17 protein-coding genes, 2 tRNA genes and 1 pseudogene are annotated in these 23,654 nt (G+C 41.9%); 4 read left to right on the forward strand and 16 right to left on the reverse strand.

The window, feature by feature from the left end; translation table 11 throughout:
* Positions 1-692: 692 nt before the first annotated feature.
* The 11 genes from ACJJI4_RS11905 to cysC form a co-directional block, all read right to left on the reverse strand.
* Complete coding sequence (locus tag ACJJI4_RS11905) at positions 693-1,742, reverse strand: XcbB/CpsF family capsular polysaccharide biosynthesis protein (protein ID WP_444925270.1); 1,050 nt, start codon at positions 1,740-1,742, stop codon at positions 693-695.
* Positions 1,743-1,943: 201 nt separating this feature from the next.
* A complete protein-coding gene (locus ACJJI4_RS11910) occupies positions 1,944-4,415 on the reverse strand; it encodes a CDP-glycerol glycerophosphotransferase family protein (RefSeq protein ID WP_444925271.1) in 2,472 nt (823 codons plus the stop codon).
* A 602-nt stretch (positions 4,416-5,017) separates the two neighbouring features.
* The gene (locus ACJJI4_RS11915; RefSeq protein WP_444925272.1) at positions 5,018-6,052 is read right to left on the reverse strand and encodes a CDP-glycerol glycerophosphotransferase family protein; all 1,035 of its coding nucleotides are present in this window, start codon (positions 6,050-6,052) and stop codon (positions 5,018-5,020) included.
* Between the two features lie 112 nt (positions 6,053-6,164).
* Positions 6,165-7,445 (reverse strand): CDP-glycerol glycerophosphotransferase family protein, encoded by a 1,281-nt coding sequence (locus tag ACJJI4_RS11920; protein ID WP_444925273.1) that lies wholly within the window; start codon positions 7,443-7,445, stop codon positions 6,165-6,167.
* The gene (locus ACJJI4_RS11925) at positions 7,442-7,834 is read right to left on the reverse strand and encodes an FAD synthase family protein (protein ID WP_444925274.1); all 393 of its coding nucleotides are present in this window, start codon (positions 7,832-7,834) and stop codon (positions 7,442-7,444) included. The genes ACJJI4_RS11920 and ACJJI4_RS11925 overlap by 4 nt, the downstream gene beginning before the upstream one ends.
* Before the next feature lie 41 nt (positions 7,835-7,875).
* Positions 7,876-8,742 (reverse strand): NAD(+) kinase, encoded by an 867-nt coding sequence (locus tag ACJJI4_RS11930; RefSeq protein ID WP_444928230.1) that lies wholly within the window; start codon positions 8,740-8,742, stop codon positions 7,876-7,878.
* Between the two features lie 150 nt (positions 8,743-8,892).
* The gene (locus ACJJI4_RS11935) at positions 8,893-9,852 is read right to left on the reverse strand and encodes a 1-aminocyclopropane-1-carboxylate deaminase/D-cysteine desulfhydrase (RefSeq protein ID WP_444925275.1); all 960 of its coding nucleotides are present in this window, start codon (positions 9,850-9,852) and stop codon (positions 8,893-8,895) included.
* 727 nt (positions 9,853-10,579) lie between these two features.
* Positions 10,580-10,656, reverse strand: a tRNA-Asp gene (locus ACJJI4_RS11940).
* A 27-nt stretch (positions 10,657-10,683) separates the two neighbouring features.
* Positions 10,684-10,759: transfer RNA gene (locus ACJJI4_RS11945), tRNA-Val, on the reverse strand.
* A gap of 100 nt (positions 10,760-10,859) precedes the next feature.
* A complete protein-coding gene (locus ACJJI4_RS11950) occupies positions 10,860-13,226 on the reverse strand; it encodes a DUF6351 family protein (RefSeq protein WP_444925276.1) in 2,367 nt (788 codons plus the stop codon).
* A gap of 195 nt (positions 13,227-13,421) precedes the next feature.
* Entirely contained in the window at positions 13,422-14,051 is a 630-nt protein-coding gene (gene cysC / locus ACJJI4_RS11955; RefSeq protein ID WP_444914152.1) for an adenylyl-sulfate kinase, read from the reverse strand.
* Positions 14,052-15,064: 1,013 nt separating this feature from the next.
* On the opposite strand from cysC, the gene nhaA reads away from it, so the two are divergent.
* Positions 15,065-16,495 (forward strand): Na+/H+ antiporter NhaA, encoded by a 1,431-nt coding sequence (nhaA, locus tag ACJJI4_RS11960; RefSeq protein ID WP_444914153.1) that lies wholly within the window; start codon positions 15,065-15,067, stop codon positions 16,493-16,495.
* A 114-nt stretch (positions 16,496-16,609) separates the two neighbouring features.
* Here nhaA and ACJJI4_RS11965 read toward each other — a convergent pair whose 3' ends face one another.
* Positions 16,610-17,005: a universal stress protein gene (locus ACJJI4_RS11965; protein ID WP_413662467.1), complete on the reverse strand. Its 396-nt coding sequence runs from the start codon at positions 17,003-17,005 to the stop codon at positions 16,610-16,612.
* Between the two features lie 900 nt (positions 17,006-17,905).
* On the opposite strand from ACJJI4_RS11965, the gene ACJJI4_RS24105 reads away from it, so the two are divergent.
* The gene (locus tag ACJJI4_RS24105; protein ID WP_507019041.1) at positions 17,906-18,034 is read left to right on the forward strand and encodes a hypothetical protein; all 129 of its coding nucleotides are present in this window, start codon (positions 17,906-17,908) and stop codon (positions 18,032-18,034) included.
* A 427-nt stretch (positions 18,035-18,461) separates the two neighbouring features.
* Here the strand turns inward: ACJJI4_RS24105 and ACJJI4_RS11970 are convergent.
* A pseudogene (locus ACJJI4_RS11970) lies at positions 18,462-19,043 on the reverse strand (glycerophosphodiester phosphodiesterase family protein); the annotation flags it as partial.
* A gap of 11 nt (positions 19,044-19,054) precedes the next feature.
* On the reverse strand, positions 19,055-19,291 hold the full coding sequence (locus tag ACJJI4_RS11975; RefSeq protein WP_444925277.1) for a glycerophosphodiester phosphodiesterase family protein: 237 nt from the start codon (positions 19,289-19,291) through the stop codon (positions 19,055-19,057).
* 828 nt (positions 19,292-20,119) lie between these two features.
* Between ACJJI4_RS11975 and ACJJI4_RS11980 the strand changes: the two genes are divergently transcribed.
* Both ACJJI4_RS11980 and ACJJI4_RS11985 read left to right on the forward strand, forming a co-directional pair.
* Positions 20,120-20,398 carry a hypothetical protein gene (locus tag ACJJI4_RS11980; RefSeq protein ID WP_444925278.1) on the forward strand — a complete coding sequence of 93 codons (279 nt, stop codon included), beginning with the start codon at positions 20,120-20,122 and terminating at the stop codon, positions 20,396-20,398.
* 477 nt (positions 20,399-20,875) lie between these two features.
* Entirely contained in the window at positions 20,876-21,055 is a 180-nt protein-coding gene (locus ACJJI4_RS11985) for a hypothetical protein (protein ID WP_444925279.1), read from the forward strand.
* 1,377 nt (positions 21,056-22,432) lie between these two features.
* Here the strand turns inward: ACJJI4_RS11985 and ACJJI4_RS11990 are convergent.
* Together ACJJI4_RS11990 and ACJJI4_RS11995 are read right to left on the reverse strand one after the other, a co-directional pair.
* Positions 22,433-22,684, reverse strand: a complete 252-nt coding sequence (locus ACJJI4_RS11990; protein WP_444925280.1) for a hypothetical protein — start codon at positions 22,682-22,684, stop codon at positions 22,433-22,435.
* Positions 22,685-22,985: 301 nt separating this feature from the next.
* Entirely contained in the window at positions 22,986-23,633 is a 648-nt protein-coding gene (locus ACJJI4_RS11995) for a GIY-YIG nuclease family protein (RefSeq protein ID WP_444925281.1), read from the reverse strand.
* Positions 23,634-23,654 lie beyond the last annotated feature (21 nt).

Here is a 23,654-nt window from a genome sequence, read left to right on the forward strand (position 1 = left end):
AAAAAAAACCTTACCAATTATACACTATTAACCCGAAGTCTTGGCCTATATTTACTCAGGTGCTCTTCTCGCTTTCTAGAAGGTCACTCTACTTTTGAGGCCTCACAACCTATTTCTTTAAATTTATTGTCTCGTTATCACCAGGTTGAGGGATAGAGCTCTGTGGTTTCAGTATGTTCTCCCTATAGTTTGGCACTTCGATAAACTCACCTTATCTACTTTCATGTCATCACCTCAAACCCATAACAGTATCTATACCCACGATTGAGGCAAAAGTAACTACATCTACTTCAAACTGCTCGGAAGGAGCAGCTACTCTGGTTTAAATTATATTGAATATTCACCAGTGTGTTTTTCAATCTTTTAGGTGTTTTTCCTATGCCATTTAAAGTAGTCGTCTAATAAATAGGGGTGAGCTTCTTCTACTCATTATTCTGATAAACGCCCCGCTCAAAACCTATGCATGAGACTTTCACGCTATTAAATTCCTGCATAAGTCAGTGGGCCAATGTAATTTGGACGGCTTTAAATATCATTAACTAATTAAGTTAATCTACAAGTCGCGCAATTTCTGAGGCCCTACAAATCTAGAATTTAGTAATTAAATCATGCTACATTGCTTACAAGGCCCCACCCTAACATCAAAGAACTCGATCATAGCATAAACATTTCCAAACGTTTTTAACTCATTACTAATGCCCAATTTTCTTAGATGAAGTCTTTCCAATATCATAGAAAAGGTTATTTATCAAAAGCATCAACAAGTTCATGCTATAGCGGCTTACATCAGCGTGAGATTTTATTTTAGGGTGGGAGTAGTTGAAAAAATTTGCTGTGCTTTTATACCTATGAAACACACTCTCCACCTCCTCAAAAATTGGCGAGTGGTCGGAATAGATAATATTTAGATTTTGACTTAGCTTACCGGCTTCTAGCTGGGATAAAAATTTATCAACTTTCTTTTCAGGAAAAACTCCAGACACAAAGTGAGAATCTCTGTGCTGATTAAAATGATATGCACCTGTAATAATTGGGTCAACAGAAACGCATTTGAACTGACCTAACATCGCGTGGTAAAGGCTACCTGTCCCCCCTTTAGAGGCCCCATACAGTACAACATCCTCTTTATAAACATTGTAATTGTCCAAAACCTCTGCAATTAAAGATTGGATATCATTTTCTACTTGATTGTTGAAGTTATTATTCAAGTAAAAACTACCCACAACCCCACCAACATCAGCAATTCTTAGTATATATGTATTTGAGGGCAGATATTTTTGAATGGACTTATAGTTTAGAAAAAAATTCCTTGTAGCAATGTCTGAATTATATGCTTTATCTGCAACAGAAGAAAAAACAATCAACATCCTTGAGCGATTGCTTTTTATTAGTGGCTCTTCCAGTGTATAAAATACGGATCTATGGTATTTAAGGTTTTCCCTATTAATAAAGGTAGAAAAAGAACTTGCATCTACAAATTTATTAAATGTGGAAACTCCATCTTTACTTCCAGTCAAATAAAATCCATTATTGGTCAAGTTAACGACAAGATTTTTTACATTCTGATTACGACGTGCAAACCCATAAAGATTGTGGAGTCTCTCAGATTCACAGCCCACCTCTGAGCGATCGATATCGATCGTTGACACTTGGGAAAAATCAATGTTTATGGGCTTGTCAATATCAGCGTTATTTAATTTGATTTTTCTTTTGGAGTTTCTAAAAATTTTAAGATTGAACATAAATTTATCAAAAAAATAGTTTTTTAATTTGAAAGATATACATTTTGAGCGCCTCCATCTATAAGACCAAATATAAATCAATTAAAATTACTAAGCTCATATACCAACTCAAATTAAGAAATTCCAAATACGCCATTTTTAAATGATTAAACTTCTTTCACAGGCCGGCCATATGAGCCGGCGCTAGATCTAAATTCAAGTCTAAATATTCTCTTCCTCAAAATTTCGCGTATCTGTATTAAGCTCTTTGCTAAAATTCTCATCACAAACGTAACGATAAAATGATCTCATTGTCGAACCCACATACCTCTCTGCGGAAAAGTTAGGAGCCCCTTTCTTTTGATTGTTAGCAAATGATAACAACGCAGAAGCAAGGGAGTTTACTGACGCTGGCGCTAAAATTCCCACACCATTTTTTAGCACGCATCTAATTCCAGGCACATCTGTACCAATGCATGGCACACCTAAGGTTAACGCTTCTAAAAGTACAAGTCCCTGGCCCTCATAGTTAGAGGACAATACCATGCAATCACTAGCTTTTACCAAAGGATAAGGGTTCTCTAATCTTCCTGTAAATACTACATACTCAGAAATTCCTAGCTGCCTTGCCTCTAACTTCAGAGACTCCCTCAGCGGACCATCGCCCACAATAAATAATATAGCCTTTTTCTTTTCCTTCCTAATTAATATGGAAAAAGCCGCAAATAAACGTTTATGATTTTTCTCCGGAGAAAGTCTACCCACGACCACAAACTTCATATGATCAGTGGAATTGATAATTGTCGCGCACTGCGCAGATATCAAGGAAAGTGGTATTTTAGATTTCCGCTTAATCTCTGAAGGAGAAATAGAGTTTTCAACTGTAACTGTCGAATATTTACTCGGATAAAATGACTGCAGTTTTCTCTCATTCTCATTCCGAACACTATCCGAAACAGATACAAAAGTATCATAGTGTTTATAACTATTAAAAACTGAGTTAAGCTGTGGAAGACTTCTATTTGGATCCGAATTATTCGCCTCAGCATGCATATCACAATGCTGATAAATCACCCTTCTGTCAGCATTAAGATGTGCAAACAATTGAGCCCAGTAGAAAGTATAGCCTGAAAAATAAATAGCTATATCAAATGAATGATCTCCAAAGACTCTCCTGGCCTCTCTTCTAAATACCGCTTTAACTGAGGACTCATCATTAATAGAGGGAACTACGTCTTTATCTCTAATTTTAGAGTATACCTTGGCTTCATTAAACGTTAAACCTATGCCTGGATACAGTAAAATTACTTGGCATTTTTTAGTAAGTTTTTCAAAATACTCTCTTCTAATAGCGGAAGAATCTGTAACTTTTGCATCGATAATAAGTGTAACTTCGTACCTACTATGATCTATGTTATCGACAAGATTGACAAAAGAATTGCTGATACCATTAGCAAGCAAGCCTCCCGGGTGTACTAGAATTCTTTTCCTATTATTTATTTTGGTTTCTCGGGCCTGAACTGAACCAAATAGAATATCTACAACTCTTTCACTTGCTTTACCGTCTTCGTTTGGAACAAATTTTTCTAACGCCTTAGAATAGTTCCGATATGAGGATGGCTTTGTCGAGCTGAGAATTGCATTAGAAAGTTCAAATAAATTGCTCGTAACTGCTGCCGGGATCTCCTCCAGATTAACATATAAACCTCTTTCACTTTCATAATGAGAGCGATCTGGAACATATAGTACTATCGGTCGGTCAAGTACGAGGAAGTCTAGTATAATACTGGAGTAGTCACTAATCAGAATGTCAGTTCCTGCAAGAACTACATTAATGTCCATGTTGTCCGGTACAAAATTATATACTCCCTCTAATGCCCCATTAAGTCTCTCTTTAACTAAGCCATGAAGGGACACAATTAAATGATACTCATCGCTCAAATGTTCCAATAGGTGATTGAGGGCCTTCGTGGCGAAACTAAAATCTGCTGATGCATTCCCGATACTACCTCGCCAAGTTGGAGCAAAAAGAACAACTTTTTTACTGGAATTTATCCCTAGTTGACTTAAAACACTCTCTCGGCTAGTGCTCAAAGTTAAATCAATGCGTGGCGAACCAATTTCAATCACCTTGTCTGAGTTAAGATTTCCTGCTCCATAGGAAGTGACTGTTGTCTTTCTTGCATAGGCCCCGGCTAAAGGAATGTGTGTCGCCTGAATAAAATTTCTCTGTCCATTTGCAAAAGAAATCAACTTATCCCTCGTATCAAGACCGAGGGTCTTGATTGGTATTCCGTGCCAAGTGTTTATATAGAATTGATCGGATTTTCGAATAAAGTAAGGGGGGAATGTCAAGTTATTAAACAAATACTCTGCTTTCAAAAGTGCCTTAGAGTAAGGAATTGTATCTCGAACGACGAACTTTACATTATTACTTACTGCAATATCTTTCGGGACACGTTCGGAACTATTAATAACCCAAATGATCTGAAAATCACTTAACATTTGCTGGTTAGCCAGTGCCTGATAAATAGCATATGGATGGCAACTTATATTTTTACCCCAGTGACTCTCAAAAAGGATAAGATTTTTTTCTACTCCAAGCTTATCAAAGTTCTCTAAATAGAATCTATGACTGGAGCTGAGTCGTATAGCTGCTTGGTGATATGCTTTTCTACCTAATTTTGATAACATACGGTACCCCCGTATACTATTTAACTTTGCATCCACTGGCTTGTATATTCGAAGAAAACCGTGCAATATCTTTAGCACTCTCCGCTTATCTATCTTCATAAACCACCTCACAACATCATTAAAAATAAATAGATTTAAATCTATACTAACTGGAATACAGGGATGCTTCGATCACTTGCCTACCGTTACCTAATCTGAAAACAGTACAGCTCCCTCTTTCTTCCTAAAGGATTAATTTGGTTGCAAAAAAAATTAGCGTACGGCAAAACGCAATATTAAGCTATTTAAATTAGACATTAAACAGTGGTATACCCATAAATACATTCGATCATATTGAAACCCCAAATTTTCCTGTTCACCTGGTGAGTCTTCAATAAAACAGCCTATTCTTTGGCTCTTATAGTTATTCAGAAGAAACTTCGCGCCTGACATGCTATTTAAATATTTCGCGCCAGAAGGCAGAGAGTCTTTATTCTTCACATTTTCACCCATAATAAATCACGATTGCTTTATTATTTATTGACTTTCGGCCATTTCGGAATTGTTATCTTTTTCTTCGAGAACATATTGCTTTTACCCATGAAAGTGGAAGGTTATGATGCCTAACTATTACGTAGCTTTTCTATTAACTCAATAACTCTTTGCGTAGACTTCCCATCACATGCATCTAAATATTTTTTCTTAAATCTTTCATATTTGTCTCGATTTATACTTGCGGCGCGAAGCATTTCAACTAGGATAGTTTCGTTCGCTTCCTCCAGTATGTCGAACGGTAATTCCATCTTGTAATTTAAAGAAAAGCCCCAATCTTTAGCATACGCATCTATATCTTCGGCGTAAGCAACCACCGGGATATTAAGTAATACTGAATCATATATTACAGATGAGTAGTCGGAAACAATTACGCTCGCAACACTCAGTAATAGTTCTAATTCAATGTTACTCACATTGACTATTCTTTCATCTACAAAATTAACATTATGTATCCCTCTCTCACTAAGGAGAAGTGGGTGCAGTTTCACTAATACAACTTCATCCTCCCTTAAAAGATCCGAAATTTTATTAAAATTCAGTATAGGCCTATATGAAACAGAGCTATTCGGATTCCCTCTAAAGGTCGGAGTGAATAAATATATTCTTTTTCGTCTGAGGCTCTCAAAATTAGAATAAAAACTCTCTTTATTTGCCATCATCCTTTGTTTATTCAAAAGAAGGTCAGTCTTAGGAACACCTATCGATTTTACTTGATCTCGACTAGCGCCAAAACAATAGGCATATAACTCGCACATGTATGTAGATGGACTGCAGATTACATAATTATTTTTTACGTTATTATACGACCAATTTCTAATTGACTTAATCGCACCAGTTGCATGCCACACCTCAACTCTCTTTGCCCCCCAGTTAACTTCCTTTTTTACAGCGCCACAAGCAGACACGATAACTTTCGCGCGAGCTATACGAAACTCACGACGTAGATCATATTTAACATTCTCCATAAAACATTCACTAGAGAAGCTATCTGAGAAAGTTCGCTCTAAATCATTAAATCCTGGAACGTCAATGAATACAACTTCGTTAGACCTAAGCGCCCGACCAAACAAACGCAACAACCAAGATTTAAATATAAATTTCATCCGAACCCTACAATAGAGATCGGATAACTTATGTAACATAAACATTTATAACTGAATACTTCAAAATTAATAATTTCCAACAAATCGCAACCACCAAGATACTTCGCACTTTCTACACATCAAAGACTATCTTACAGACTTTTTCCGAAGACCTTCCAACTTCCCAACCGCAAAACCTATTGTAAAACTCTTCTATTCTTTCTTTATAAATTAAATAAACATCATCTAAGCGGGACAATTTATCAGCCAGCTGATCAGTTTTAGTGACAACTGGTCCAGGAAGTTCGGTTTCGGGGTTTAGATAAAACCCTCTAAGCTCATTTCTGTATTTATCATAATCATACATATAAAAGATTATTGTTTTTTTTAGATTGATAAAATCAAAAATAACTGAAGAGTAATCGGTAACCAATACGTCAGCTGCCAAGTAAATTTCAGCTATATCATCATAAGATGATACATCAATAACAAAATCCCGATGCAATTCAAGCTTAAGCTGCTCTTTAATTAAATAATGTGTCCTTACTAATAGGACGTATTCTGAACCGAGTCGCTGCTTCAAGAGATTGATATTTAGGGGAGGATTTGTATTCCTCTCTCCTGCTGCACTAAATTCATCTTCTCTCCACGTTGGAGCATAAAGAATTATCTTTTTATCTTGCGGTAAAGCTAACTCTTTACGCACTTTATCGGCAATTTTTAACTTCTTTCCAGGTGAGTAAAGTAAGTCATTTCTTGGATAACCAGACTCGATGATATTATTACTATACCTAAATGCTCGCCTAAAGATCGCTGTCGAATATTCATTTGGCGATATTAAAAAGTCCCACTGCTGCGCCTGCCGGCAAAACTCAGCTTTGTATTCACTATTGGAATATTCGTTATCTTCTACATCGAAAACCAACTTCTTAAGAGGTGTACCATGCCAAGTTTCTAAAAATATTTGGCCATCTTTCTTGATGAACCACGAGGGCTGGCGCATATTGGTTACTATATATCGAGATTTCGCCAAATAAAATAATTGCCGCAATCCGCCTCTCTTCACCTGAATTATTCTTGCTGGCAACATTTTACCAGGCTGCGAGAAAGACCAAATATGAACGAATTTTCCCGGATACTTTGCCTCAAGGTATTCAAATATATACTTTGGATTATCTGAATATCCTCTCCCCAAGAAACTCTCATAAAGTACCCATGTGGACTCCACCTTAAAGAATGGGACCATAAGTCTTTTATAAATAACGGATGGTAAACGTTCTAGGTTATGTAAAAGCTCCCTAAGAGTAGTTAATTTATTAACCCCCCCCAAAAAAATAAGAAAGAGGCTATTGAGGTATTTTTTTATACAAGAATACACCATATAGATGTCCACTTCACATTCGCTTGCCGTCAAGCTAGCTCCCGAACCATATTAATCACTTGTGTAGTGGATATACCCTCAGTTCGAGGGAAATATTTCACCCGGCAAAGACTAGAAAAGCAGTCAAATTTTCCCTCCCAGTCATTTCCCATTACTAGTACATCTGCATTAAATTTCTTAATATATTCGCCCTTCAATTCTAATGATTCCTCAAGGAACACCTTGTCTACACAATGCAGTGAATCGACTATTTTCATTCTATCAGCTTGACTATAAATTGGCGGGCGTCCCTTCTTGCTAATATTTAACGCATCGGAAGAGACTCCGACAATTAAATATGCACCTAACTCCTTCGCTCTCTCAAGTATATTTACATGCCCGATATGAAATACATCAAATGTTCCAAACGTAATAATTCTCACTGATACCTCTCACTGTCGCATATATTTTAAAACTGAACGAGTCATTCAGCCCAACCTAGTTTCGACCTACAAATCTCGTAGAAATTGTGTTCCAAGGGGTGCACTAAGGTTAATCGGTGCGGCTTTTTGTGAATACGGATTACATCTCCAGGCTTGGTAATTATTTGCTCATGACCATCACAAGTTACATAGGGTTTGGTTGTATTATATTCACCTACAATGATTTTGAATTCACTACTCCCCTCTACAACTATTGGTCGACTACTAAGCGTATGTGGATTTAGGGGGACTAAGACAATGGCATCAAGTTTTGGATGCATAATAGGGCCACCGCCGGATAACGCATATGCTGTTGAACCCGTTGGGGTAGAAATAATGAGCCCGTCAGAACGCTGAGTATAAACAAATTGACCATCTATATAGAGATCAAATTCAATCATGCGGATAAATTCACCCGGATGTAAAACAACATCATTCAGTGCAGTCCCTTTACCGACCGGCTTTCCACTTCGTGTTACGGACATGTCAAGCAGAAAGCGGCTTTCGGCCATATACTTGCCTGCTAGCACATCACCTACTTTTTGCTCTACTTCATCAGGCGTTATATCAGTAAGAAAGCCGAGTCGGCCTCGATTAATACCAAGTAGCGGCACACTGAACTTGGCTAATGCCCGAGCAGCAGCTAGCAAACTGCCGTCACCGCCAACGACAATAACTAGATCACAAAGTTCGCCTAACTTTTCTTTTGCTGAAACCCGCGCACTATGCCTTACCGCACCCGCTATCTCCTCTTCTAAGACGACAGAATAACCCTCCCGCTCAAGAAATTTCATTAGGCGGGTAAGCGATGTAACGGCATTAACACTTTCTGTACGACCAATCAAGCCAATGTTTTTAAATTCCGACAACATTTCTCCCCTGAGAGTCCAGCTAAATCATGCATGCCAGCTGAAAATAGCTTATCTTAACGCGACATTGAATTATGCCCTAACTTGGTACATGAGTCGAATTAAGACCGAAGAGCCAGCTTTACATTGGGTATTGTCTGCTCTATCAAATTACTGGAAGCCTCGGCGCCCTTGAAGCCCACCAGAATGCAGGGCCAGTAATTTAGCATTGTCCCTGAAGCGGCCCGCATTGGCCTCCTGTGAAAGTGCATACATCAGCTTCGCCGTATAGACAGGGTCTAAGGGGATTCTGGACTGGGACTCGAAAGCCCGCTGAAAGTCTTGCAATTGACCGGGGTACTTGCTGTAACCTCCACAATGATACTGATCGGTCAAGTCAAGCTCATTCTCAGCAAACTCCTCTTTCCAACCAATTTTATTTTCTGACAACGCTGCCAGCCAATACCAGGCGTTCCGACCAATTGCCCCTCCCGCCCTCAGAACTTCTACACCGCACACAGAGAAGCTCTTTACCGATGAACTCAGGCCCGCGAACGTCAGCCCCGTACCGCAAGCCAACCAGAGCTGATCGAATTCCACAGGAGCCGTTTCCTCAATAACCTCACCAAGCAGAGCCACCCCTCTTGCCCCAGCAAGGTTTGCCCCACCTTCAGGAATATAGAGACTACTGCTTGCTTTGAACCCAGTTAGACTCAAGAAATCTGGCAGGTGGCGCCACCGGTACTCCTGTCGAGATACGAAGTTAAACTCCATTCCAAGCCGCTCCGCATCTTTGAGCATTTCACTCATTACAGGTGGGCGCTCACCACGAATGATACCTACCGTACGAAACCCAAAACGGGCCCCCGCTGCCGCCGTTGCATGTAAATGATTTGACCAGGCTCCACCACAAGTGATCAAGGTGTTGATACCCCGCTGTCTCGCCTCAACTAGGTTGTACAAGAGCTTGTAAGCCTTATTACCTGAAATTAGCGGGTCCAATAGATCGTCACGGCGAATCCATACCTCAACCCCCGGAAACTGATCACTATTAACTCTTTGGTAGGGAACTGCTCGTGCGGCATCGACAATATTTTCCAGGTTAAGACTGGTTAAGTAGCGTACTTTCACATTTTTCCTTAAGAAGTTAATTTTCAGGGATTGATCAAAGGCGGAGACTCAACGGAACTCATCATAATTAACAACAATTGGGTATTACATTCCAAGCAAAGGGGTACGGCGCAGGCAAAAGGTCAACCTTGGATTTGAAACATCTCAGTTAAGCATGATGTGTGCAATAAACCGGCAGCACGCCTTAATTAACCACTGAACCTTCAACAAATACCGAAAGGCGCCACCAAGATAAATTGCATTGCTAGGCTTGGCCTTACGCAAAACAATCATCGCAAACGCAATAGTTCTGATCAATATCCTTGCAATCGCTTCGACTAACTTTTGCAGCATCCAATTACGGGTAAACGTTTTAAAATTGGAACACACAACAGCCGAAGAGGAATTTCGCAATGCTTACTTCTTTTGAGTGCCGTATAGACTAATACTGAAAAGCTCCCAATAACTTACGCCAAACTATTAATGTTGGGATTTAGATCTGCTATGGATATTACTTCGACCGATAGTAATCAATTGCCCGAGCAGGTAATAAATCGGAACAAAATACGATAAATGCATTACACGAGGTATTATATAGTGCCCGCAATAAACCCGGCGATGCTCCCCCCGCTCACCCTAGCCAAATCTTCCAAATTCAGTGGCGCCAAACTTAAGCATCAAATTTCACTCTAAAAATAACACCTTTAAAAAAAAAGGCCCCCTCTTTCGAGGGGGCCTTTTTCGTATCTGGCGGACCGGACGGGACTCGAACCCGCGACCTCCGGCGTGACAGGCCGGCATTCTAACCAACTGAACTACCGGTCCTCGGTAGTAAACTTCCTCTATGGAAGTTGGTGGGTGGTACAGGGGTCGAACCTGTGACCTACGGCTTGTAAGGCCGTCGCTCTCCCAACTGAGCTAACCACCCGGTGCTCTTTGCTTTAGGGGCCGTGCCCCCTTGAGCGAGGCGCATATTACCCGACTGTAGATTCCTGTCAACAATTTTCACGCCAAATAATCACGTCCGATTAATTTCCATCCGATTCGTCTGGTAAAGAGACAGGAACCCCCCTCATTTCAGCCTCTTCAGTACTTGCTCCCTGCAAGACCTTACCCTGCCGATAGTCTGGGTCTAGCAGATGCCCAGCTATCTTCACAGGTATCCCCCTCGGTATCAGCTGCTCTTTTGGGCGGGCCAAGTCTTGCTCGTTGTAATTACAAACACCGGTAGGAAATATTCTCTTTAGATCTGCCACACGACTGGAAATTTCCTCGGTGAATGGACCGTAGATCCCCTTCGCCAGCGCCCGCTCAACCGGCTGCAGTGCGCACTTAAAGACATCATCAGTCACCGGCGCTCCCGCCACTTGCCTTGACGTACTATGGATCGGGTATACCCTCATACACTTCCCGGGAGCTTGGCTATTCCAGGGGCCATCCCAAACCTTATCTCCAGACGCAAGTAAATTTCCCTCCTTGTCGAAGCATCGGTCATTGGCATCATCCGGGCGGTTTTCCACGACACCTTTACCTGGGTTTTCTATGATGCTCCGCATCCAACGGTCGACTAAATCCAGCGCCTCATGCAGCGGGTTGTAGCCTTTGTCACTCATCCAAATCAGTTGATTCTCCGCATGTCCACGGGCACGCCGAATACGCTCACGTGCGGAAAAAGAGGCTGAGCTGTGGTGCATATCAGGCTCTTTATCGAGGTAGTGCCGCAAATCAATAATGGGGATCTCTACATCCCCCAGGAATACGTGCCCGGAACGATATATTCCATTAATAGCCTCCAGACTTGCGCGGCTGCGCTTCGCCGGCTTTTGGAGTGTTCCCATATTGAGGTTTTGCTCGCTCCAAAGGGACAAGCGAACCGGAAACATATTCCCATTCATAAACCACAACTGCTCTTGGCTCTGGTCTTCTGGCGCTTTCCAGCCACCTACAGCAGCATTGACACGTAAAAATGTATCTATATTGATTTCGCCGTTCACCAGGGCTTTCAGGCCGTACTGCACCCCCTCATTGTCCCAAGAACTATTTGCGTACCCTGATGCGTTTGCACCATAAAACTCGCGAAGGTCCTCCCAGTGCGTCCAATGCACTTTTGGGACAACCTCAGCAGCGAAACTCTTAGCAAAGTGAACAAAGTTAGGGTTATTAACCAACGGTACTAAGCCTCGCCACCCTTCGACGCATTCAGTGGTTCCCTGCATCCTATCTCGGTAGCGACTATCAAAAATCCCAGCAAAAAAGCTCAACACTCCAAATTTACTTGAACCATTCTCACTGGCAGCTAACCCCTGGATAACCGTGCGCTCCTCTGCTTTTTTCCAGCGTTGATTCTGCCTATCCACAATGTCAAAGAAGTACTCCAGTGGCTCACAGTCGAAGGCATAGATTGTTTGGGACACCATATCTGGGTAGGAATACAAGGGGATAGCGGCATCTAAGAGGCCCGGTGCATTCTGCGCAAATAGATACTGCTGGATCGCTCCACCTGACCCCCCAATGCCAACGGTGTACATTGGCTCCCCATATAACGATACAAATTGCTTTTTCACCCTACGAGCAGTGTCTTCTGCCAGCCACATGTTGTAGTGGTTTCTAGTCTGATTGGCGGTCGAATAGACAATCGCATAACCGCGCGCAAGCTCATCCATTCTGCGCGTGGTGATATCTCCTTTGTTGATTTTTCCCTGGCGCCCTCCAATGCCTACGCCACCACGAAACTGATAGATCAGCCGCTTATTCCAGTTACTACCACTTGGCCTACCTGCAGACTCACCCTCTCCCCTTAATACTGCTATTGCATAAAAGTGACGGTTGATTGTGCCTGTCTCTACGCGAACAATAAAATCTACCTGCTTCCCGTTTACCGTCACCTTATCGATATCATTTCTGGCCTCATGCATATAGTGAAACTGGCCATCAGTGGTGCTACGGTAAAAATAGGTAACCTCTGTAGCGTGACTGCAATCCCGGCTATACCCAATAACCTCATTTGTCTTCCTGCCCTTATCATTTAGAGCAAAGATAGGCACCCCTTCACCATCCTGGTTGTCTACCAGGGGCTGCTTATTTGTAATATTGTTTTTCCCGCAATAAAGAGGGTACCTGGCTGGGCCACTGAATAGAGTCTCTACAGGCCCTACTTCTCCCAAGCCAATAGGAAATGGGAAATATTCAGGCGGGCGGGACATCATACGGGGGTGAGGGCCGGAATAAGCTGGCGCAGGTTGATAGTCCAACACCCCTTCAGGAACCTTCAACACCGGAGCATCTACGCTCCCGTGGACTTTTGGCAGCTGGTTATACCCATACCAAGCTGCTGCCCCCAGGCCCACTAGCACCAAGAGCAAAATAGAGAGTATCCAGCCTCTCCTAACGGACATAAGCGCCTCCACAGGAAACATCACTTTCTGTACAGCTTGAGTATATGAACGGATGTCCCAGGCTACTGGCAGTTGGCGCCAAGGAAGACTTAAAGAGAGGCAGGACTTGTAGAGCGGTGCGCAGAAGCGCAAATATCTTTGGGACAAAAACAAAAAAAGGGGATCTAGTGATCCCCCTTTCGAAAGCAGTACCGCCTAGTCTTTAGCGATAATGCCTTTTTCCTGAAGAGTGGAGAGAATCACTTCTACTTCCTCTTCAAGAGTCATTTCAGCAGTATTCAGGTGCAATTCTGGTGAAACAGGTGCCTCATAGGGATCATCAATACCAGTAAAACCTTTGATCTCACCTGCGCGAGCTTTCTTATACAAGCCTTTGGGGTCGCGTGCCTCAGCCTCTTTTAGCGGGCAGTCTACGAACACTTCCATATACGGAAGATCACCTGCTTCATGCATCTTTCTTACTAAATCGCGATCTTCACGGTAGGGACTGATAAAACTGGATAAGACAACCACGCCAGTATCCGCAAACAACTTTGAAATTTCGCCTACACGTCGGATATTTTCCTGGCGGTCCTCTGCAGAGAAACCGAGGTTTGAATTGATGCCCAAACGAATGTTATCGCCATCCAGACGGTAGCTGAGCACGCCACGAGCAGCGAGAGCCTTCTCTACAGCAACAGCCACAGTACTCTTACCAGAGCCCGAAAGGCCGGTGAACCAAAGAGTCACGCCTTTGTGGCCAAGGAGGCTCGCCCGGTTTTCTCGGGTCACATCACCCTCATGCCAATGGACATTGGTCGCTTTTTGCTCAACTGTAGCTGTCACTGATTACTCCAAGTCTTGAATACAATCCTAGTGTCACAGGTATCAAGCATTTCACTGCACTCTGTGCCAATACCTGCCTGTGATATGGGCGCTAATTATCGAGTATTTGGGCGGTAAGCGTAAAGCCCTCTGTTATAACGTGTCAATTCAACTCAAAGTCTTGAGTGCATAAGCAGCAAAGTGGCATTGTTCTAATAGTGGGGCCGAATGGGCAAAATAACCCTATAGCCAGGACTTTTTTGCTTGGAATCTGCTCCAGTGGTACTACTGCAGGCAGTATCATTTAAACCATTCTGCCACTACCATCCCTTCGTTACGCGAAGGCTGAGTGGGACACCAGATTGTTACACTAATCCATCTATAACTAGGTACTACTATTAGCTATTGAGTGAGATAAAGAATGGAGTAAGAAGTATCACTAGTCACAAACGCTCGCAACCAATACCCATCTACATATTTTGTAAACCTATAAATTCTCACCGGAGATGTAAGCTCCTTTTACTCGCTCCAATGAACAATATGCCGTTGAATCATCATCAGTTGAGGAGCCAAAAACAGGTAGGAAAACTTGGCAAGGAGGCTCCTTTGCAATGCTACCCTCCTTAACCTCAAGCAAAGAAACTTAGGAGCATCACTACCCATTTGGACTAGCTAGGCAAACTAAAGTAGACCATTCAAATCCATAGACAATTGGTTATTACAGTTAACACAAAAAACTATTATTCCTTACAACCCGAATACAATAAAATTGTATGAGATTAAACTTGTCACCTGCCGATAAAAAGCATCATTTAATTTCAAGTCATCGACACCCTCAAATTTTTCACACGACGCGAATAAACCCCCGACAACTGCGCAGGTTTTCTCATTCATCATATTTGTGGCCGGCTACCGAGTGACGCGCTTTAATCTAGTTAAAAATACAAGTTCCATGGTAATCTGTGGGCCTGAATCGAGAAAAAACAGCCCTATATTTCTTAGGGTCTATAGCCAGTAAAGGAGGATGCTCAACGATGAGTAAAGGGGTTTTAAATAGATTTAAAATTCGCAAAGGAAAAATTTTTGAAGCCCCGCTAGAAGAGGCATTTGGTCGCCTGGTTACTCCTTTTGAAGAATTTATTCATCGCCAAAGCAGCAGTGGTATATTGCTAATGCTCTCTGCGCTTATCGCTCTGATTGTTGCTAACTCTCCTCTACAAGAGGCTTACAAGCATCTACTTCATATGCCTATTGCGGTAGGTGCAGGAGACTGGACATTTTCCCTTTCCCTACATCACTGGATCAATGACGGCCTAATGGCCATCTTTTTCTTTCTAGTCGGCTTGGAATTAAAACGAGAGTTTCTTGTGGGAGAACTCTCAGATCTCCGTCAGGCAGTACTACCTGTGATGGCCGCTATCGGCGGCATGGTAGTGCCAGCCCTACTATACAGCTCCCTTAATTTAGGTACCGAAGGCGGTCCAGGCTGGGGTATCCCGATGGCAACAGACATTGCCTTTGCGGTAGGCTGTATTGCACTACTAGGCAACCGTGTACCACGAGCAGTAGTGACCTTTTTGGTCGCACTGGCGATCGTAGATGACTTAGGGGCAATTCTCGTTATTGCCATCTGGTACACAGAGCAAGTAAACATGACAGCGCTCATCGCATCAGGTGGCCTGGTTGTTGTGCTCGGGCTGCTCAATGCTGCGGGTATTCGCCGATCCGCAGCCTATGTCTTTGTTGGAGGTCTATTGTGGTACGGACTTCATTCAGCCGGTGTCCACGCTACTCTCGCTGGTGTCATTACCGCTATGGCATTACCTGCCAAGCCAAAATACGATCCTGTAGCATTTAGCACCTTCGTAAAAGATATCATTCGCAGTTTTGACCGCTGCTTCCGCCCAGGTGACAAGATTATCGCTAACGACGATTTACGAGCTCGCGTAATGGGCTTGGGTAATGGCGTGAATTTGGCCCAATCTCCACTACAACGCATGGAGACTCGCCTGCATATTCCGGTCGGGTTTGTAGTGATACCTATCTTTGCACTAGCTAACGCGGGAATTCCGGTCGACAGCTTCAGCAGCTCCGAAGCGGTACTCAACCCGGTCACTCTCGGAGTAATCTTTGGCTTGGTGGTCGGTAAGTTGCTTGGGATTGTAGGGGCCACTTGGGTAGGTTGGAAGCTAGGTTGGGGCCAATTACCCAAAGCGGCGAATTTCCAACATATTGTCGGTGTAGCATTGCTCGCAGGTATTGGGTTCACCATGTCCATTTTTATTGCCGAACTAGCATTTAGCTCACAAAATGAACTGCTTATTCAGGCGAAGGCCGGCATTCTGTTAGCATCGGTTATCGCTGGGACAGCTGGCTTTTTGGTGCTGCGTAACGCTCCTGCCTCAGAAGACAATGAAGTCAAGGGCGAGGAACCAGATTACCCAGCCCAAGCTACTTCCAATTAAACAGCAACAATCAAAGTAGGCAGGGCAAACTCCGGTTGCCCGGCCTACAAAAAGCGTCATCACAAATAATGAACGAATAGAAGGCAAACTTTGAGTCGACTATGTCCCTATAACTTAGATTCGAACCAAAGTTACATCACAATGTGCATAGTTCACTATGCTATTAGCGGTAGAACCAATCAGGGAGCTCAAACCTTTCTTGGAGTGAGTTCCCAGAACTATCAGATCCACCTTCCTTTTTTCAGCTTCCTTACAGATAACCTCATAAGGCTTTCCCACTTTAAGGGCCCGATTTCTCTTGCTAACCCCAAAGTCTTCCGTAATCTCCTCAAACTTCGGAATTGCACTCTCTTTCAGCTCTTTTTGATAATCCTTGGGCAGGAAGCTATAAGGGAGTACATTCAAAACTACTAGCTTGCTATCAAATTTCTTAGATAATTCTACCGCTTTAGACAACACATACCTCCCTTCTTGAGACGCTTCTATAGCGCAAAGGATAGTATTGTACATATTCCCCTCCAGTATATTTGGCTAATAACAACTGAATTTATCGAGCACCGATTCCACCACAGCTTAAATGAAAAGAGTTCGAAGCACAAAGAGGAAAAATTAAAAAATCAACCTAATACCACCTGTCATCTATTCAACCCGAACGGACTAAAGCCTCGATTACGGCACAACTCTCAAACAACCATAGGAGGCCAGAAGTTATCATTTTCTTGACTAAACTTCCTGCAAGTTCTAAAAAAATTAAAGACCGAGAAGATATAAGCAACAAACGGATAGGACACATCTGCGTCGCAAGCAAAAATTTATTACTATACGATGGACACCTTTAGCCACGCAGATGATATCAATAGAAGAACTTTCAACTTCAGAAAAATGTATACCTAATAACATCTCATTTACAGCCCTAGCTCTCTTCTATTTTGGCACAAACCTATCTCACAAAGAATCCATTACCAGAAGACATCAATTACAGGGCTTTCTGTTATTTTCAAACTGTCAACTCATCGCTTTCAACAAGTCTCGCCCCTAGAGCTGATTGTATAACTTAAGGAAACTATGACATTACATTCCCAGCCCTGCACCCAAACAAAGCTTCATTTCAGAAGCCAATTGTTTCTCCAACAGGATTTGCATTACAAAGCGCCGTATCACTCAAAGGCCGAAAGAAACCTGATATGAAAGCCTCATGTGTAACGGCTATAACTCTTTGTAAACTGTCTCCGACTTAATTTGACATACTAGAAAGTAAAAGGGTTCTTTTAGTCTGCAGAATGGAAGTAGCAAAGATTCAACAAGGTAATTACAAATATCCCTATGGACTAGAAGATACTCCCAAATCCCCTCTTAACTGTTTATGCGCGCAGTAATATTGGCTTACTTAAGTAGCTTGGCATTGCAATAATTGGATCCATAGATACGACAAAAATGGAATTAGACCAAAAAATAGCCAGCCATATTACTGCTAGAAACAATGTTATCGTCAGTGGGCTAACTCTAGGAATTGACACAGCAGCCCGTAGGGAACGCTAGCTTCTAAAGGTGGAACAATTACAGTCTCACCTACGGATTGCATATAGAAAACCCAATACCGAATTATCGACTAGCAATGAAAGTATCAGAAAGTGGGGGCCTGTAGGTACCAGAGCACACCACCCAACAGCTCTTTTCTGTAAGCCAGAATAGATTGCAGCTAGGCCTTTCCCAACCCTCTCTAATTATTGAACCTGAAGCTTCGGAAGGCTCAATGAAGTATGTAGATTTTTGCCTCCAGGCTAAACACAAACTCTTTGTATACTACTTTTGCCCATTAAAGATCGATATCACCGTCTCCTAGAACCTTAAAAAGCCAATAAAGCACTGACTTTTTAAGGCTGAAATTATCAAGTTAACACTAACTTCATTATTCTTTTACAAGAAAATTTTTGTACTCGGCAATTCTGACCCGCATCGAGAAAAATTACCGTTCCCCAGCACTCTCAAGTAGTTGATAAACTCGCCCAGGGAAATCACCAATAATCCCATCTACGCCTAGGGATATACTGCGCTCAATGTCATCTATATCGTTAACTGTCCAGAGGTCGACGGCCACGCCTTTACTCTGAAAAAAGTGAACATAGGGCTTAGTCGTAATACTGTATGGCAGTTGGGCAACTTCAAAGTCCGGCTTGAAAGCCCATCCAAAGCCCGAACTCCAGGCTAGACTGGCCTCTATAAGTTCACCGATTGTTGCGCTTGTTCTAACCTCTCCCCCACTGATATCACGAAAATGTCCCATGGCTTTACTGTGCTGGCTCGCCACAGTAACTTGCCGCTCCATTCTGTAGTCAACAATTACTTGCCACAGTATTTCTGATAAGACCTTATCATTTGGTTTAATTTCAATGTTAAATATGGCATTAGGGTAGCTCTCAAATAGCTCATTTAATGTTAAGAGGACGAGCCCTTGGTTTCGGAATGGGTAACTGTCGCCATTATCTAGGGTAAACTCATGCCCAGCATCCAATGCTTTTATTTCCACCAAAGTCAAATCTTCTATTTTATCCGAGACACCTACATTTTTTTAAGATCTGCATCGTGATTGATAATAATGAACTGATCTTTCGACAAATGTATGTCCAACTCTAGAATATCAGCCCCCTGCTCCAATGCCATATCAAAAGCCAGGATGGTACTTTGAGGATACTCACCAGAAGCTCCTCTGTGAGCAAGGATATCAATAGCCAAAACCCTATTATAAGCCATCATTGATAAAACCAGACAAGTAACGATCTTGAGCGCGTTGTTCATTTAGAAGTTTCCTATGTTTTAAGAGAAGAACTATTGCTCAGACACAAACAAAAGCCAATCCAAAATAGATACTACAGAGAAATAGTATTAGGCATACTATTTCCCTAAGATACAAAGCACGAATTGACTCATTTAACCTATTTAAACTATATAAACTATATAAACTATATAAGAGATACAAAAGTAACTCTTACAGCCTTCAAGGCTCTTTTTGTTCACGTATACCCAACCAAAGAATCAACCATTAAAGTACTTAAATCTGATTGATAACCCACTCTAAATGCACCCATCTATTTTAAGCAATATCATACATTAAAATATTAAGTACTAATGCACAAATCTATAAAATATCGCCACCAAATTCATTAATTAAACAAAGCCTCCATTATCAATTAAGGACATATCGATCAAGCTTCTGAGTTGGAAATTCTATCCTTTAAGCTAAAAAAAACATTTAGATCAAGCCAGGAAGGTTAAGAGCGGTCGAGAGGACCTGAAAATCCTCCCCCTTCATCTATTGAGGCAAGCAAAAATAAAATTATATCGAACAATATAAAGCCTAGAGCAATTTAGACCTATTATTCTTGCGCAAACATGTTGCAGATCACGACAAAAACTCTCCTCAAAATGCAAATGCATGTACTGGTTAAGCTTCTATACATAAACAAAAGGGTTAAATTAGAGTGCATGGTTAGTATGTAGGTTTTATAAAAGATAAAACATACTTCTAGCCGGGAAATTAGCCAACCGCGCTTCGGCGTATTTAGCCGACAGCAACTGCCCAAGGCTACCGACTCGGAGCCCAGATTTATAAATTTGGAGAATCCCATGGAAAGATACGCATTATTTACCGGTACTTATAACCTACTTATGGGTGGAATAAAGGATTTCAAGCGATCATTTCACAATGAGGAGGACGCCTATAAAGAGATAGAACAAATTGCCAAAACTGACCCATTTACTCACTGGGCACAGATATTCGACAAGAGAACTAATAAGGCAAGAATTTTTAATATTATCGATGAAAATGTGGTTGAGAATAAAATCAATGACTGCCCAAAGCAATCTGCTAAATCAATGGTGAAGGCTGTAACTGAGTTTTGTTAAATAGTATTCAGCCAGCTTGTGAGCCCGCGTAAAGCAGGCTCGCAAGCCTCACACATTTATTAGCAGTACCGAATAGCAGACACCTATGTGGCTATTCAGTAAATAGAGAGATTCTTACTTTCCAACAATGCCTGGGCACTATCAACTCTACGGGTATCAATTACCAATAGCAGCAAGTATAAAGAAGAAATTACTCTATTCTTAAAGCTACTTATATGCTCCTGAAGGGTAGCTTCGACACAAGAGTATCCCAACCTACAAAATTTATAGCGCTAGTAGTAAAATTATACAGGCCATAGGTGTATCTCTGCGAAACGGAAATTCCATAAAAAAACCACTTAAATGGACTAGCTCAATCTTAATCTGAAACACCCTATGAAAAGGAGGTGTTTACCAGTTTAGCTGCAAGAACCTAGACCTAAAACCAAAGATAAGCCCGATGATCCATACTAATAATCGCATTATCAAACAAAAAATATGAAGCTCAATCCAGTAAAAGAACTGGGCAATATATCCAAAGCTGATATGATTCAGAATGTATCGAGAGACACCTTGGAGACCGTTTCAATTCGCGACGTAGACGCCCATCTTGAGAATAATCGATGGGTATCCAACCGTAAGAACCATATTGACACAGCCGTTAAAAAACAGCCTTGACTTATGCCCTCCTCTAGGAGCCTACCCATCGACAGATTCCAGTCATCAGTGAACTGCGTAAACGCTGTTCACTTGTGTGTCCTCGTGGCGTTCGAAGCATTTGGGTAAGATCAGACTAAAAGATTTCAAACTGAGATTAAAGAGCTTGGAGCTAAGATGGAGAAGGGACTCACCCTCACCGAGCCACAAGTTCAGGTCTTGGCGCGAAAGTAGTATAGGAACAGCGATTAGAAATTTCTTTCTGAAGTTGGATAACCAGCTTGCTTCCAAGCTACTCATAAAAGTCTTCATATCGTATGACAAAAGGGAGTAGGATCAGTTGAGCTTCTTCCCAGCCTCTCTCTTGACAACAAATTCTATCTGCTACTCTTCACTGCCTACCACCGTACCCAAAAGCTCTATGATCGGCTCCAGTACACCCACCTAACTAATATTTGAATCTTTTTAACGGGACACCGAGAAACAAAGCTTTAATATAGATTAAGGCCCAAATTGCCACACCGAAACAGAAACGAAAAAAATCGCATAGGTAAGTTTGTAAGCCCTTAATAAACAAGGAGGAACCTGGGGTGGCCGACGGGGATCGAACCCGCGACCTCAGGAGCCACAATCAAATGTATAACCTTATAATAATCATATAGTTACAATCATCCATGTGTAATTGGTACGGCGGCTCGCACCTCTCATAAACCCCGAAATCACTCAGCCTCTCAATTTTTGCCACACTCACAAACTGTATATTTACACAGAACCTAGACTGCAATCTCTGGCGACTGATCCCGCTGTGTTGTATAAGCTAAAGAGCAATGCTATTACCGCATCTTGTTGATACTTTCAGCACCTAGAACAAGATATCTCGACCAAATTTCTGATTAATCTTATCGATGGCCTACATGGTCTCGTCTGATCGTATTGGCTGGCCAGCGGCTAATATATCACCTTGCCCCAACGAGCGAGGGTAAGCTCTATCAGCCCTACCCCGGCTTTCAGGAATTTTCGCCCCTGCTGAAACAATTCTGAAATCACACGCCTTGCCAGCTGCACTATTAGCCGTATGTCATCCGTTGGACATGGGGCTTGTGACATCTCAAATATCGAAAATGGAAACGGATTTGCAACGAATGCCTACGGACTTACTGCCATTATGGTGTGAGCTAGTGAGGGTTACTTTGGCGGAAGTGTGTGAGATTGAGAACCTATACCACTTTGCGTAGGTTCCCTTTCCATTGCTAACAGCCCGACTATATACAAAATTGCCACAGGAGTTTCGCCGACTTATTCACCGAGTGATTGAGAGTAGCTACCAACTCCAGAAGGGCTTGCGATAACGTCCAAAGCAGCGCTGCGACACTTGCTGCCTTCGCAACCTTTGTTTAGTTAGGTATTTTCACTGCGCCCTACCTTACGATAGATAATTGCCATAGCAACAGTAACAACCAATGAAACTATCGCGCAACCTGCATAGACTCCCACCGCTTGTTCATGCCAAACAACGAACCCATCCCAATATCTACCGGTTTCGTTGTATGGCATTTGATGCCACTTCCACCAAATAACTGAGAAAAATACCGTAACCAGCAAACTCAGAGCGAAGCTGATAGCGTAAAACACCTTAGTTGCCTTTAACATAAATGCACCTAACGAGGGGGTAAAAAAGCTCATCCCTCTTTCGTATTGTGCTTCTACGTGAAAAGCAGCCCACTCATGAGTGAAAGCTAAACCAGAATTCACGTAAAATCATCATTTATGGTTGATATTCGATCTTATTTGAGAGGGCAAATACATACATTAGTTTTTCAACAGTCCGAAAGCCGTTCGCTATTGCGGTCTACCCTGTGAAGTTTTTGTGCAAAAATAGGAGCGTAACAACCACATAAAATCTGCATAGAGTAGGACGTCAGCCTGCCGCACTTTTTCATACATTTCATACCTAGTCTGCTTTACGTTCTTTTTGAAACGACTCTACTCTTTTAAGAAGATCTTGAAATTTTTTATCAATACTTGGACATAGTGATTCTATGAGTTCTTTTTTCGATACATATTTTCCGGTAGTATGTACTACTCCATCGAGGACATAGTGATGAGTTTCTGTCTCAGAATCATACTTTACGTGTTTTAGGCGCTTCATTATTTGTCTGGACTCGCGAAGACGTATCCTATTCTCTCTGGCAATAGACATTACATTGGAGTAGTCGGTTGAATTTTCTATGCCGCTTCGCTTGAAACTCTCGAATATATCTACTGACGCCCTTTTTATTCGATCACCACGTTTTATATTTAGCAATGGGTGGCCTTCACAAGTAAGCCTTATCATGTGGTACTCCTCATGATCAGAAGCTAACTGTTTATCAACAACCTCCAATACTTCTAAATCCCATCCTTCCTTGAGATTTCTTATTTTTTCATGATATGGATAGCTAGATCCTCTTCTAGCTTCCCCTTCATGCTGCATTTTTCTACGCTCAGGGTTCTCCGTTCTACCTACATAGAAATATTCAGTCTCTGAAGATGCATCAAAGTACGCTTGCTTATCAGGAAACGTTTCTGTTGTGAGTACGTAGATATAGATTTTGCTCATTACTGCTCGTATATACTTTTA

Source organism: Microbulbifer maximicatervae (SeqCode), from assembly GCF_052467305.1.

Coding starts and splice junctions, on each gene's coding strand:
- nhaA (WP_444914153.1), top strand. CDS start 15,065: ATGAGTAAAGGGGTTTTAAATAGATTTAAAATTCGCAAAGGAAAAATT.
- ACJJI4_RS11990 (WP_444925280.1), bottom strand. CDS start 22,684: ATGTTAAAGGCAACTAAGGTGTTTTACGCTATCAGCTTCGCTCTGAGT.
- ACJJI4_RS11910 (WP_444925271.1), bottom strand. CDS start 4,415: ATGTTATCAAAATTAGGTAGAAAAGCATATCACCAAGCAGCTATACGA.
- ACJJI4_RS11915 (WP_444925272.1), bottom strand. CDS start 6,052: ATGAAATTTATATTTAAATCTTGGTTGTTGCGTTTGTTTGGTCGGGCG.
- ACJJI4_RS11965 (WP_413662467.1), bottom strand. CDS start 17,005: ATGTACAATACTATCCTTTGCGCTATAGAAGCGTCTCAAGAAGGGAGG.
- ACJJI4_RS11980 (WP_444925278.1), top strand. CDS start 20,120: ATGGAAAGATACGCATTATTTACCGGTACTTATAACCTACTTATGGGT.
- ACJJI4_RS11995 (WP_444925281.1), bottom strand. CDS start 23,633: ATGAGCAAAATCTATATCTACGTACTCACAACAGAAACGTTTCCTGAT.
- ACJJI4_RS11975 (WP_444925277.1), bottom strand. CDS start 19,291: ATGAACAACGCGCTCAAGATCGTTACTTGTCTGGTTTTATCAATGATG.
- ACJJI4_RS11905 (WP_444925270.1), bottom strand. CDS start 1,742: ATGTTCAATCTTAAAATTTTTAGAAACTCCAAAAGAAAAATCAAATTA.
- ACJJI4_RS11985 (WP_444925279.1), top strand. CDS start 20,876: ATGAAGCTCAATCCAGTAAAAGAACTGGGCAATATATCCAAAGCTGAT.
- ACJJI4_RS11950 (WP_444925276.1), bottom strand. CDS start 13,226: ATGTCCGTTAGGAGAGGCTGGATACTCTCTATTTTGCTCTTGGTGCTA.